The sequence below is a fragment of the Mesorhizobium sp. M0001 genome, from assembly GCF_040324255.1.
In the GTDB taxonomy this organism is placed as follows: Bacteria; Pseudomonadota; Alphaproteobacteria; order Rhizobiales; family Rhizobiaceae; genus Mesorhizobium.
The window spans coordinates 1-13,568 of sequence record NZ_JAMYVS010000010.1; the positions used below are offsets into that span (position 1 = coordinate 1).

Consider the following 13,568-nt stretch of genomic DNA (forward strand, 5'->3'; position numbering starts at 1 on the left):
TGATGCCAGTCTCTCGCCAAACCATCGCCGGTCCTCCGGCGGACAAGAAAACTGTCACCCATGCTATCGGTCCATTCTGTTACCTATCTATCCGGTTCGGACACCGGGCATTTCTCCCCGTATAGTGACGGGGAGAAAGAAGCTGGTCGCAGCCTCGGCGCTCGTCCTGCAACGTTGGCGATTGGCGAAACCGGCGACGACAGCTTCGCCCGTTTACGGGGAGAAGATGGCGGCAGCCAGATGAGGGGCAGCGCTGACGTTCGGAAGATAGGGCTGATCGGCAAGGTTCGGCCTTAGCGACCGCGGCGAGAACGCCACCCTCCACCTTGCCAAACCCAACCGCGCTGCTATTCTTGCTGCTAAAATAATTTTACACACAGGCAAACTTGTTTCTCGAACCGCAAGGCTGAGATGAGCCAGTCGCCCTACCCCTCTGTCGCAGCCGGACCGCCGCGGCCGAGCCTCATCCTGAGGCCCGGCCAGATCGCGCTGCCGCCGGGCATGGAGCGCCATACTATCCTGGGGAATGGCGCGGTGCTGATCGAGGTCGAGGCCGGCGATACGTTCACCGTGCGCAATGTCGAGGGCGGGCAGGCTTGCGAGTTGCTGGCCTGGGACAGGACCGGCGCCACCGATCCTTCCATCCTCGGCGAAAAGTCCAACAGCAATGCCGCCGGGATCAAGGCGCTTCTGGCCGAGGGCGATGACAGCCTGGCTTCCGTCCGTCGTGGCCTTGAGCGCCGCCAGGTGCAGCTCGACGAGCCCAAGGCGGTGCGTGTGTTCGGCGGCGCAACGCCTGCCGGCACCGAGCAGGCATTCACGGTCAGGCGCGACGGCGCGATGCTGATTGCCGCACCCGGCGGGCCGATGCTCGTCGACAGCCATGATACGGCAACGCCGCTCACCGTCATGGTGCGCCGCGCCACCGTGCGCCTGAAGACAAAGTCGCAGCTGGCCGATCCGCTTGCCGATCCGGTGCTCGATCTGCGCGTCCATTCGGCGACAGCCGAACCCTATTTCGTCAAGGCGGGCGACTACCTGCAGATCATCGATGTCGACGGCCGCCAGTGCACCGATTTCCAGTGCTTCTCGGCGCGCAAGCTGGACAAGGGGCTGGACCATCCGCTCGACGTAACGACCACGCGCACGCTGATGGGGTCGAGCTACCCGATGCCCGGCCTTCACTCGAAATATTACGACCAGGACATGGAGCCGTTGGTCGAGGTTATCCAGGACACATGCGGCCGGCATGACGCGTTCGCGCTGGCGTGTGCCGCCAAATATTACGACGACATCGGCTATCCCGGCCACACCAACTGCTCGGAGAATTTCAACCGCGCGCTGGCCGACAAGGGTGTCACCCCACGTGCCGGCTGGATGGCGATCAACTTCTTCTTCAACACGGCGATCGACGCCCATGGCGTCATGGTGTCGGATGAGCCGTGGTCGCGCGCCGGCGACTATGTCCTGCTCAGGGCGCTCACCGACATCGTCTGCGTCTCCTCCGCCTGTCCCGACGACACGACACCGGCCAATGGCTGGAACCCGACCGACATCCATGTGCGAACCTATTCCGGCCAACACAAATTCTCGCGAGCGATCGCCAGACGCATGACGCCCGATTCGGAACCGAAAATGACCCGCGAGACCGCCTTCCATTCAAGCTTCGCCAAGCACACCCGCAACTTCGTGGAATACCGGGGTTATTGGCTGGCCAATTCCTTCGCCAAGGAAGGCGCCATCGCCGAATACTGGGCCTGCCGGCAGGATGCCGTGATCATGGACCTGTCGCCGTTGCGCAAGTTCGAGGTCACCGGCCCGGATTCCGAGGCGCTGCTGCAATACACGCTGACCCGCGACGTCAAGAAGCTCGGCGTCGGCCAGGTCGTCTATTCCGCCATGTGCTACGAGCATGGCGGCATGATCGACGACGGCACGCTGCTGCGGCTCGGCAAGGACAATTTCCGTTGGGTCGGCGGCGACGACCTGTCCGGCGAATGGCTGCGCGACACCGCGAAAAAGCTTGGCCTCAACGTGCTGGTGCGTTCCTCCACCGATCAGATGCACAATGTCGCTGTCCAAGGGCCGAAGAGCCGTGACATTTTGCGAGAGGTGGTCTGGACCTCGCCGCTGCAACCGTCGATCGACGAACTCGAATGGTTCCGCTTCGCTGTCGCGCGCATCGGCGGCGGCAATGGCATTCCGGTCGTGGTGTCGCGCACCGGTTATACCGGCGAGCTCGGCTACGAAATCTGGTGCCACCCACGCGACGCCGAAAAAGTGTTCGATGCCATCTGGGAGGCCGGCCAGCCGCACGGGCTGAAGCCGATGGGCCTGCAGGCACTCGACATGGTGCGCATCGAAGCCGGGCTGATCTTCGCCGGTTACGAATTCTCCGACCAGACCGACCCGTTCGAGGCGGGCATTGGCTTCACCGTACCGTTGAAGGCCAAGACCGACGATTTCATCGGCCGCGAGGCTCTGATAAGGCGCAAGGAACATCCGCAGCACAAGCTCGTTGGCCTTGACATCGACAGCAATGTCGCCGTCGGCCATGGGGATTGCGTCCATATCGGCCGCGCCCAGATCGGTGTCGTCACCTCGGGCATGCGCTCGCCGGTGCTGAACAAAAACATCGCTCTGGCGAGGCTTGACGTCACCCACGCGGCAATCGGCACAGAGGTGGAGATCGGCAAGCTCGACGGTCATGCCAAGCGGCTGCCGGCGCGCGTCGTGGCCTTCGCCCACTACGATCCGCAAAAGACCAGGCCGCGATCCTGAGGGTTGCACCCCCGGCCCTTCGCAGGCTCAGGGCGTTCGAAGCTCGAAAGCAATTGGCTTTCCGTCCGCTACCGCGGACCGCTTCTCACCCCACAAGGGGAGAAGGACAAAGCGAGCGTTTCGCAACCGTGATGTGCACGACGCCACAAATCACTTGACGTGAAAGCGCGCCGGATCAATCTTCACTGTTAAGAAAAAAATACGACTGAGTGGAAACACTGGAGTCGTGCGGTCATGTACCGGGGAACAAGCTTCGCGAAGCCGAGGCATCACCGGCCGGGAACACAAAATGGGGAATTCAGACAGATGAGCACGATTACCACTGCCCTGGAGCAGCCCGCTGAAGGCAAGCTGCTCCGCAACATCGACTGGCGCGGCGCCTTCTGGGTGGCGAGCGGCGTTCCTGCCCTTGTCCTGTTTTCGATCGGCGGCATTGCCGGAACGACGGGAACGCTGGCCTTCGGGATCTGGATCGCTTCCATGATCATGGGCTTCCTGCAATCCTTCACCTATGCCGAGATCGCCGGCCTGTTCCCGAACAAGTCGGGCGGCGCCTCGATCTACGGCGCCACCGCCTGGCTGCGTTATTCCAAGTTCATCGCGCCGCTGTCGGTGTGGTGCAACTGGTTCGCCTGGTCGCCGGTGCTGTCGCTGGGCTGCTCGATCGCCGCCGCCTATATTCTCAACGCGCTGGCGCCGGTGCCGCTGTTCACCGAGGCGTCGCCGGACGTCGTCGCCTATATCGCGGCGCATGCCGGAACGGTGCCTGCCGACGCCATCGCCGCGGTGACCGCGGCGGCCACGCCGGCGATCCGCAACTGGACGCTGTTCAGCCACACGCTAGGTCCTGTCTCCTTCACCCTCAATGCCACTTTCTTCATCGGCGCGGTGCTGATGCTGATCATCTTCTCGATCCAGCATCGCGGCATTCTCGGCACCGCCAATGTGCAGAAGTATATCGGCCTCCTGGTCATCATCCCGATGCTGATCGTCGGTGTCGTGCCGATCGTCACCGGCCAGATCAACTGGGCGAACTTTTCGCCGCTGGTGCCGCTGGCGGCGGCTTACGCGCCGGAGCCCGGCTCGTGGAACATTGCCGGCTGGACGCTGGTGCTGGGCGGCATGTTCATCGCCGCATGGTCGACCTATGGTTTTGAGACCGCCGTCTGCTACACATCGGAGTTCAAGAACCCGGGCACCGACACGTTCAAGGCGATTTTCTATTCCGGCCTGCTCTGCATGCTTCTGTTCATCCTGGTGCCCTTCACCTTCCAGGGCGTGCTGGGCCTCAACGGCATGCTGGCGACGCCGATCGTCGACGGCTCGGGTGTCGCCGATGCACTGGCCGGCATGGTCGGGGGTGGCGCATTGATCCACAGCCTCTTGGTGATGCTGATGATCCTGGCGCTGGTGCTGTGCATCATGACGGCAATGGCCGGCTCGTCGCGGACGCTCTACCAGGGCTCGGTCGATGGCTGGCTGCCGCGCTATCTCAGCCACGTCAACGAGCATGGCGCGCCGACGCGCGCCATGTGGACCGATCTCGTCTTCAACCTGATCGTGCTGGCCATCGCCTCGGCCGACGCGACGAGCTTCTTCTTCATCCTCGCCGTGTCGAACTGCGGCTACATCATCTTCAACTTCCTCAACCTCAATGCCGGCTGGATCCACCGCATCGACAACGGCCACATCAACCGGCCTTGGAAGGCGCCGAGCTGGCTGCTCGGCCTCGGCGCCATCTTCGCCTATGTAAACGCCATCTTCATGGGCGCCGGCGCCAAGGTGTGGAACCCGATGGCGCTCTGGGCCGGCCTGATCACAGCCGCCTTGATCATCCCGGTGTTCTGCTACCGGCACTACGTCCAAGACAAGGGCAAGTTCCCCGACCACATGCTGGCCGACCTCGGCATGGCGGGCACAGACCTCTCGGTCAAAAAGGCAGGCATGCTGCCCTACCTGACGCTGGTCGCCGGCGTGGTGGTGATGCTGCTCGCCAACTGGTACTTCGTCATCTGAAAGTGATGGCTTGAAAAGAATGGGCGCGCTTCGGCGCGCCTGTTTCTTTTTATGGCAGGACGTCAGCCGGCCTTGCGAATGGCCCCTTCGGAGCCTTCGAAGAACCGGTTCGGCGGCCGCTTCAGGCCGAGATTCTCGCGCAAGGTGGTGCCCTCATACTCGCGCCGGAAGAGCTTTCGCCGCTGCAGCTCGGGCACCACCTTCTCGGCGAAGTCGTCGAGCCCGGCTGGCAGATAGGGGAACATGACGTTGAAGCCGTCTGACCCTTCGGCAAACAGCCATTCCTCCATCGAATCGGCGATGGTTTTCGGCGTGCCGACGAAAGCAAGGCCGGAATAGCCGCCGAGCCGCTGCGCCAGCTGGCGGACGGTCAAAGTCTCTCGGCGCGCCAGCTCGATGACGCGCTCACGGCCGCTCTTGGAGGCATTGGTCTCGGGGATTTCGGGCAAGGGCGCGTCGGGATCGAAGCCGGATGCGTCGTGCCCCAGCGCGATCGACAGCGAGGCAATGCCGCTCTCGTAATAGACCAGGCTGTCGAGCTTGGCGCGTTTGGCCTGTGCTTCCTCGACGCTGTCGCCGACGATGACGAAGGCGCCGGGCAGGATCTTGATGTCGTCGCGCGAACGGCCGAGCTTCTCGGCCCGGCTTTTGACATCGGCAAAGAAGCGCTGCCCGGACGCCAGATCGGAATGGGCGGCGAAGATCACCTCCGCCGTTTCGGCTGCCAGCTGCCGCCCGGCCTCAGATGCGCCGGCCTGGACGATGACCGGCCAGCCCTGCACCGGCCGCGCAATGTTGAGCGGGCCGCGCACCGAGAGATGCTCGCCCTTATGGTCGAGCACATGCAGCTTCGCGGGATCGAAATAGAGCCCGCTCTCGGCGTCGCGGATGAAGGCGTCGTCGGCAAAGCTGTCCCAGAGGCCGGTCACCACATCGTAGAATTCCCGCGCATTGTGATAGCGCTCGTCGTGCTCGACATGCTCGTCGAGGCCGAAGTTCAGCGCGGCGTCGGGATTGGATGTGGTGACGATGTTCCAGCCGGCGCGGCCGCCGCTGATATGGTCGAGCGAGGCGAAGCGACGGGCAATGTGATAGGGCGCGTCGAAGGTCGTCGATGCGGTGGCGACAAGGCCGATATGATCAGTGACGGCGGCGAGCGCCGACAGCAGCGTGAACGGCTCGAACGAGGTCACCGTGTGGCTGCGCCGTAGCGCCTCGATCGGCATGTTGAGAACGGCCAGATGGTCGGCCATGAAGAAGGCGTCGAACTTCGCCCCCTCAAGCGTCTGCGCGAAGCGCTTCAGATGGGCGAAGTTGAAGTTGGCATCGGGATATGAGCCGGGATAGCGCCAGGCCCCGGTGTGAAGACTGACCGGACGCATGAAGGCGCCGAGCCGCAATTGCTTATTGTCTACCATGGGATGATCACCTGATGCGAATGAGCGTTGCCGCTCCGATATGTAAGCAGGATCGGACGGCTTTGTTGTCCTGGAAAGGAATTCTGTTTTGCAAAACCGGCGCCGCGAAGCATTTTCATACAGGTGGCCGTTCAACCTATTTTGATGAACCCGCCTGGTGTTGAGATACTTGCCTGGGTGCTCGGTGCCACCGGCAAGGAGAAAGCCAGAACGCCGCACGTCAAGCGTACGGCGTTCCAGCATTTTCCAAGGAAGATCCTGTGCGCCGGCAGCGCCTACTCGGCGGCCAGCGCCAGTGGCGGCCTGTCATTGTCCTGCACCGCCTCATCAGCCGGCTTCCTGCCTTTCTTCGGCTCGCGGCCGAAGAACAGCGCGTAGCCTGCCGGCAGCACCAGGATGGTGAGTACGGTGGCGACGAGGATGCCGCCCATCATGGCGTAGGCGAGCGGTCCCCAGAACACCGCACGCGAGATTGGGATCAGCGCCAGCACCGCCGTCATCGCCGTCAGCACGATTGGCCGGAAACGGCGCACGGCCGAGCCGATGATGGCCTCCGATCGGTCCATCCCCCTGGCGATGTCCTGATCGATCTGGTCGACCAGGATGATCGAGTTGCGCATGATGATGCCGAGCAGCGCGATGACACCGAGGATGGCGACGAAGCCGAACGGCGCGCCGCTGATCAACAGAGCCGCCGCCGCACCGATGATGCCGAGCGGACCGGTGGCCAGCACGAGCATCGCCTTGCCGAAATGCTGCAGCTGGATCATCAGGAGCACGACGATGACGGCCAGCATGATCGGCGCCTTGGCGGCAATCGAGGCCTGGCTTTCGGCGGAATCTTCCGCACCGCCCTGGATCTCGATCTTGTAGCCGGGCGCCAGGCCGGCGCGCATGCCCTGCATGTCATTGTAGAGCTTGGTGACGACGTCGTTCGACTGCACGCCATCCGGCAGCGTGGCGCGCACCGAGATGGTCGGCAGGCGGTCGCGCCGCCATTCGACGCCCTGCTCGAGCACCGGCACCACCTTGGCCACCTGCGACAGCGGCACGAAGCCGCCGAAATCGGTCGGGATATAGACCGAGTCGACCGAGGACAGCAGGCTGCGGCTGGCGTCCGGTTCGCGGGCGACGATGGAAACCGTCTCCTCGCCATCACGGAAGTCATCGAGCGGCGCGCCGGACATCGCTGCCTGCAGCATCTGGCGGATGCGTTGCGAGGTGACGCCAAGAGCACGGGCGCGGTCCTGGTCGATGATCAGCTTCATCGCCGGTACCGGCTCCAGCCAGTCGTCATGGACGGCGCCGAGCAGCGGATTTTCGGCGAATTTCGCCTTCACCTGGTCGGCGATGCGGCGCACCTCCTGGCGGTCCGGACCCATGATGCGCATCTGCACCGGCCAGCCGGTCGGCGGGCCGAGGAACAGACGGTCGACCTTGGAACGGATCGAGGGGAAATCCTGCGCCAGGATTGAGCGCAGCTTGAGGATCAGCCGCTCGCGTGCCGGCTCGTCATTGGCCATCACCAGAAGCTGCGCATAGTTCGGATTGCGCAATTGCTGGTCGAGCGGCAGGAAGAAGCGCGGCGCGCCTTCGCCGATATAGGTGGCGATGAAGCGCTTGTCCTTGTCGTCCATCATCCGGGCTTCCAGCGCCTTGGCCTGCGTCTCGACTTCCTTGATCGAGGTTCCCTCAGGCAACCAGAGATCGACGAGGATTTCCGGCCGCGAGGATTGCGGGAAGAAGTTTTGTGGGATGAACTGGAACGCCCACAGGCTGGTGGCGAAGGTGACCAGCGTCATCACCAGAACGATGATGCGGTGGCGCACCGCCCAGCCGACCGTGGCGCGCAGCCGCCGGTAGAAGCCGGTGTCGAAGGCGTCATGATGGTTGCCGGCATGCTTGCGCTGCTTGAGGATCATGTAGCCCAGCCACGGCGTGAAATAGACGGCGACGAACCACGACACGACGAGCGCGATGCCGACGACATAGAACAGCGTGCGCACATATTCGCCTGCGGTCGAGGCGGCGAAGCCGACCGGGATGAAGCCGGCGATGGTGATCAGCGTGCCGCTCAGCATCGGGAAGGCGGTCGAGGAATAGGCGAAGCTCGCCGCATCGATCTTGACCAGCCCCTCTTCCAGCTTGCGCTCCATCATCTCGACGACGATCATGGCGTCGTCGACCAACAGCCCGAGCGCGATGATCAGGGCGCCGAGCGAAATGCGCTGCAGATCGATGCCGAGCTCGTACATGATGGCGAAGGTGGCGGCCAGCACCAGCGGAATGGCAATGGCGATGACCAGGCCGGAACGCCAGCCGATCGACAGCAGCGAGACAGCAAGCACGATCAGCAGCGCCTCGCCGAGCGCCTCCATGAACTCGTTGACGGCGTCCTTGACAACCTCGGGCTGGTTGGAAATCTGGTCGACCGCAACGCCGTAGGGCAGCGCTTCCTCAAAGCGCTTGTAGGTCGCCTCGACATCCGTGCCGACGTCCCTGACGTTAAAACCCTTGGCCATGACGACGCCGACCTGGACGCTTTCGTGGCCGTTGAAGCGGTACTTGCGCTGATAGGGATCTTCGAGACCGGAACTCACGGTGGCAATATCGCCAAGACGTGTCACCTGACCACCGGCGCGCAGGCGCAATTCCCTGATGTCGGCAGCCCTGGTGACATCGCCCTCGACCGAGATGCGCACCGAGCGCAGGCCGGTGTCGACGGAGCCCGCCGGATCGACATTGTTCTGGCCCTTGATGGCGTTCTGCAGGTCGGTCAGCGTCAGGCCGCGTTCGGCCAGGGCCTTGGACGAGACGTCGATATAAAGCTTCTCCGGCTGGTCGCCGATGATGACGGCCTTCTCGACGCCCGGCGTCGTCAGCAGCATGTCGCGAGCCTGGGTGGCGAATTTCTTCAGCTCCGGATAGCTGTAGCCGTCGCCGCCGATCGAGTGCAGGGTGATGAAGGTGTCGCCGAACTCGTCGTTGAAATAGGGCCCGAGCAGGCCTTGCGGCAGGTCGCCGGAGATGTCGCCAACCTTCTTGCGCACCTGGTAGAAGGCGTCCTTCACCTCCTCTGCATTGGTGTCGCCCTTGATCTGGACGGTGATGATGGCGCTGCCGGCGCGGGTGTAGGAACGGACGAAGTCGAGGTGCGGCGTTTCCTGCAGCTTGCGCTCGATCTTGTTGACGACCTGGTCTTCCATCTCCTGGATCGAGGAGCCCGGCCAGATCGCCTGGACGACCATGACGCGGAAAGTGAAATCGGGGTCTTCCTTCTGGCCCATGCGCATCAGGCCGAGCGCGCCGGCAATGATGATCAGACCGAACAGGAAGCGCGCGATCGAGGGATGGCCGATGGCCCAGCGCGAAAGATTGAAAGGCTGCTTTTCAGTGCTGTCGGTGGTGGTCATCGGCGTCAGTCCAATTCGTTGATCGTGCGCGCATGCGCTTTGCATGCAGCTAGGATATTCCGATGCTGGCTTCCGGGCGGCGAGGCTTTCCGAGCGGAGAGACACTCATCGCGGTGGGACGCGCGGATCGATGCGGGGGAACTCGATCTTGGCGTCTCGACCATCGGGCGCTCGCCGCCCGGAAACCCTGAATTCGCTTGCCCAGCCCTTTCGCCAAAGCGACGATCAAGCCGGCTTCATGCCTGCGGTCAGCGCAGGGCCTTTGCGGCATCGCCTTCCGCAGAGGCGGCCTGGACCGCATCGCCGGTCAGCTTGACTTTGAGATTCTCGGTCATGAACTGGGTGCCGGCGGCAACGACGACATCCCCCGGCTTGAGCCCGTCGGCGACGCTGACGCCGTCGGCGGTGAACTCCGCAACCTTGACCAGGCGCTCGTGCACCGTCTCGCCGGCGCGGTCGACGGTCCAGACAATCTTGCGACCATCCTTTTCCGCAAGCGCGCTGAGCGGGATCGACACCATCTCCTGCTTCTTGGCCACCGAGGCCTCGATCTTGGCGGTCATGCCAAGCAGCACGCGCGGGTCGTCGGGCAGCGAGACGCGGACGGCAAAGGTGCGCGACTGCTGGTCGGCGCTGCCGGCGACTTCACGCACTTTGCCGGAGAGCGCCAGCGCGTCATCGGACCAGAAGCTGGCCTTGACGTCCTTTCCCGGCTTGAAGGCGGCGATGTCCATTTCGGGAACCGCGATCAGCACTTCCTTTTCGCCGTCGACGGCAACGGTCATCACAGGCGTTCCGGCGCCGACCACCTGGCCGACATCGGCCGAGACCGCCGTGACGATGCCGTTCTCGCTCGCCTTGAGATCGGTGTAGACGACCTGGTTCTGCGCCTGGGCAAGTGTAGAGCGGGCGGCATCGCGCGTCGCTACCGCCTGGTTGTAGCTCAGCGTCGCCTGTTCGAGCTGCGACTTGGAGGTGAAGTTCTTGGCAAAAAGCTGTTCGGCGCGCTTGCGGGACAGATCGACCGTCTCGACCTGCCGCTCGGCGGCGTCGAGGCTAGCCTTGGCGCTCTTGACCGACAACTCATAGTCCGTGGGATCGATACGGGCTAGCACATCGCCTGTCGTCACATGCTGGCCGATGTCGACCAGGCGCTCAGTGACCTTGCCCGAGATGCGAAAGCCGAGGTTCATTTCGGTACGGGCTCGCACCGAGCCGGAATAGGTGAGTTCGCGACTCTTTTCGGCCTGGCCGATCTCGACCACCTTGACCGGACGGATGATGTCCTGGCCCTCGGTCTTCTCCTGGCTGCAGGCGGCGAGCCCGAGCGTGGCGACGATCAGGCCGGCGACCGGCAGCTTGCGGATGATGGAACTGGACAAAGACACTTTCGTACTCCCGACTGGAGATGAACGGTCGACACCGGCGCCCGGCGGGCGGCGGTTATTGCTTCAGAGCCTTGATCGCGTAATCGATGAGATCGTCGGGCATCGCCCGATTGGTCTTGGCAAGGCACTGCGCCACCATTTGCGGGTGGCACAGAATGACGGTGGCGGCGCCGAAGCAGCGCGATGCGATGACCGGATCCTGGTCGGCAAACTCGCCGGCCTCGATGCCCTCGCGGATGACCTCGGCAAACAGGTCGTGAATGCTGTCGATATGCTTGTCGATGACGCCCCAGTCGCGCTCGAGCGCGACGATGACCATTTCGTGGACCTTCTGGTCGTCGAGCATGACTTCCAGCGTCATCTTGTACTGCGCATGCACGTAGCGGCGCAGCCGCTCCTCGGCGCTGATCGGCAACCGGGAAATCTCGTAGGCCATGTTGTAGCTGGCGAGGAGCATGCGGCCGCAGACGGCCTGGTGGATTTCGACCTTGGAGGCGAAGAAACGGTAGATATTGGCCGGCGACATGCCGAGTTCGCGGGCGATGTCGGCGACATTGGTCTTGCCGTAACCATAGTGCCGGAACAGGCGTTCGGCACAGTCGAGAATGCGGGTGACATTCTCCTGGCGGGTGGAGTCGGCCATTATGCTGGCGGCTTCGGACATGGCTCTCTGTCGATTTATGAGTGACGAATTTCAACTTTCGTCAGTCGTAAATCGAAAAGAGGGAAGTGTCAATGCGAATTCGACGTACGCGTATAATTTGGTGACAGAGGGTGTGCGCGAACTCGACCTTGCGCGTCCCGTTGCGCTCTGGAACTAAGATCCCTTCGCCATTTCCCGCAGCTGAAACTTCTGGATCTTCCCCGTCGATGTCTTCGGGATCTCGGCAAAAATCACCGCCTTCGGCACCTTGAAGCGGGCGAGCAGCGCGCGGCAGTGTTCGATGATCTCGGCCTCGCTTGCCACCTTGCCGGGCTTCAGCTCGACATAGGCGACCGGCACCTCGCCCCATTTGTCGTCTGCCTTGGCGACGACGCCGCAGGACGCCACGGACGGGTGTTTGTAGAGGGCCTCCTCGACCTCGATCGATGAAATGTTCTCGCCGCCGGAGATGATGATGTCCTTGGAGCGGTCCTTGAGCTGGATGTAGCCGTCGGGATGCATGACGCCGAGGTCGCCGGAGTGGAACCAGCCGCCGGCAAAGGCCTCTTCGGTCGCCTTCCTGTTCTTCAGATAGCCCTTCATGACGATGTTGCCGCGAAACATGACCTCGCCGATCGTCTCGCCGTCGGCCGGCGTCTTCTGCATCGTCTCCGGGTCCATCACGGTCAGGCCTTCGAGTGCGGCATAGCGCACGCCCTGCCTTGCCTTCTTGGCGCTGCGTTCGCCCTTGTCGAGACCATCCCAGGCGACGTGCCATTCGTTGACGACCGCCGGGCCATAGGTCTCGGTCAGCCCGTAGAGATGGGTGACGGCAAAGCCGGCATCGGCCATGCCCGACAGCACCGCTTCCGGCGGAGGTGCTGCCGCCGTATTGAAGGTCACCGTCTGGGGGAACGTCCGCTTGTCCTCGTCCCTGGCGTTGATCAGCACCGACATGACGACCGGCGCACCGCAAAGATGTGTGACGCCGTGGTCGGCGATGGCATCGTAGATCGGCTTCGGCCGCACCCAGCGCAGGCAGACATGGGTGCCGGCCTGGACGGCCATTGTCCATGGGAAGCACCAACCATTGCAGTGGAACATCGGCAGCGTCCACAGATAGACGGCGTGCTTGGCCATGCCGGCATGGATGGTGTTGGTGTAAGCCATCAGGGCAGCGCCGCGATGGTGGTAGACGACGCCCTTCGGGTTGCCTGTCGTGCCCGAGGTGTAGTTGAGTGAGATGGCGTCCCATTCGTCGTCGGGCATCGACCAGGCGTAGCCCTCGTCACCGCCGGCGACGAACCCCTCATAGTCGATCGCGCCGATGCGCTCGCCCTTGGGATAGGGTGCATCGCTGGCATAGTCGGGATCGTCATAGTCGATGACCAGCGGCTTCACCTTGGCCAGTGCCAGTGCCTGTTTGACGACAGCAGCGAATTCGCGGTCGACGATGAGCACCTTGGTCTCGGCATGGTCGAGCTGGAACGCGATGACGGCGGCATCGAGCCTTGTGTTGAGCGAATGCAGCACCGCTTTGGCCATCGGCACGCCGAAATGCGCCTCCAGCATGGGGGGCGTGTTGGACAGCATGACGGTCACCGTATCACCCTTGCCGATGCCGCGCTTCGACAGCGCCGAGGCCAGCTTCAGCGAGCGCCGCCAGAAGGTGCGATAGGTGATGCGCTGGCTGCCATGGATGATGGCGACATGATCGGGATAGGTGCTTGCCGCCCGCTCCAGATAAGTGAGCGGCGTCAGCGGCTGATGGTTGGCGGCGTTCTTGCCGAGATCCTGCTCGTAGGGACTGCCCATCCCGTGCTCCCCGAATTTTCATTGTTGAGAACTTCTAACCACAGGTTCCCGCCACGTCACCATCGGCGATTCCCGACCGGGCACATTTGGCGCA

General features: G+C 63.2%; 7 protein-coding genes. 2 read left to right on the forward strand and 5 right to left on the reverse strand.

The window, feature by feature from the left end:
• Positions 1 to 411 precede the first annotated feature (411 nt).
• The gene (locus tag NKK50_RS23825; protein ID WP_352543934.1) at positions 412 to 2,781 is read left to right on the forward strand and encodes a trimethylamine N-oxide demethylase; all 2,370 of its coding nucleotides are present in this window, start codon (positions 412 to 414) and stop codon (positions 2,779 to 2,781) included.
• 306 nt (positions 2,782 to 3,087) lie between these two features.
• Positions 3,088 to 4,797: a trimethylamine N-oxide permease gene (locus NKK50_RS23830; protein WP_352543935.1), complete on the forward strand. Its 1,710-nt coding sequence runs from the start codon at positions 3,088 to 3,090 to the stop codon at positions 4,795 to 4,797.
• A gap of 62 nt (positions 4,798 to 4,859) precedes the next feature.
• Here the strand turns inward: NKK50_RS23830 and NKK50_RS23835 are convergent, their stop codons facing one another.
• From NKK50_RS23835 to NKK50_RS23855, 5 genes are all read right to left on the reverse strand, one after another.
• On the reverse strand, positions 4,860 to 6,215 hold the full coding sequence (locus NKK50_RS23835) for an LLM class flavin-dependent oxidoreductase (RefSeq protein WP_023804358.1): 1,356 nt from the start codon (positions 6,213 to 6,215) through the stop codon (positions 4,860 to 4,862).
• A gap of 275 nt (positions 6,216 to 6,490) precedes the next feature.
• On the reverse strand, positions 6,491 to 9,628 hold the full coding sequence (locus tag NKK50_RS23840; protein ID WP_023729265.1) for an efflux RND transporter permease subunit: 3,138 nt from the start codon (positions 9,626 to 9,628) through the stop codon (positions 6,491 to 6,493).
• 248 nt (positions 9,629 to 9,876) lie between these two features.
• Positions 9,877 to 11,016: an efflux RND transporter periplasmic adaptor subunit gene (locus NKK50_RS23845; protein ID WP_352543936.1), complete on the reverse strand. Its 1,140-nt coding sequence runs from the start codon at positions 11,014 to 11,016 to the stop codon at positions 9,877 to 9,879.
• A 55-nt stretch (positions 11,017 to 11,071) separates the two neighbouring features.
• Positions 11,072 to 11,680: a TetR/AcrR family transcriptional regulator gene (locus tag NKK50_RS23850; RefSeq protein ID WP_352460081.1), complete on the reverse strand. Its 609-nt coding sequence runs from the start codon at positions 11,678 to 11,680 to the stop codon at positions 11,072 to 11,074.
• 153 nt (positions 11,681 to 11,833) lie between these two features.
• On the reverse strand, positions 11,834 to 13,474 hold the full coding sequence (locus NKK50_RS23855; RefSeq protein WP_352543937.1) for an acyl-CoA synthetase: 1,641 nt from the start codon (positions 13,472 to 13,474) through the stop codon (positions 11,834 to 11,836).
• Positions 13,475 to 13,568 lie beyond the last annotated feature (94 nt).

Coding starts and splice junctions, on each gene's coding strand:
- NKK50_RS23830 (WP_352543935.1), top strand. CDS start 3,088: ATGAGCACGATTACCACTGCCCTGGAGCAGCCCGCTGAAGGCAAGCTG.
- NKK50_RS23825 (WP_352543934.1), top strand. CDS start 412: ATGAGCCAGTCGCCCTACCCCTCTGTCGCAGCCGGACCGCCGCGGCCG.
- NKK50_RS23835 (WP_023804358.1), bottom strand. CDS start 6,215: ATGGTAGACAATAAGCAATTGCGGCTCGGCGCCTTCATGCGTCCGGTC.
- NKK50_RS23840 (WP_023729265.1), bottom strand. CDS start 9,628: ATGACCACCACCGACAGCACTGAAAAGCAGCCTTTCAATCTTTCGCGC.
- NKK50_RS23855 (WP_352543937.1), bottom strand. CDS start 13,474: ATGGGCAGTCCCTACGAGCAGGATCTCGGCAAGAACGCCGCCAACCAT.
- NKK50_RS23850 (WP_352460081.1), bottom strand. CDS start 11,680: ATGTCCGAAGCCGCCAGCATAATGGCCGACTCCACCCGCCAGGAGAAT.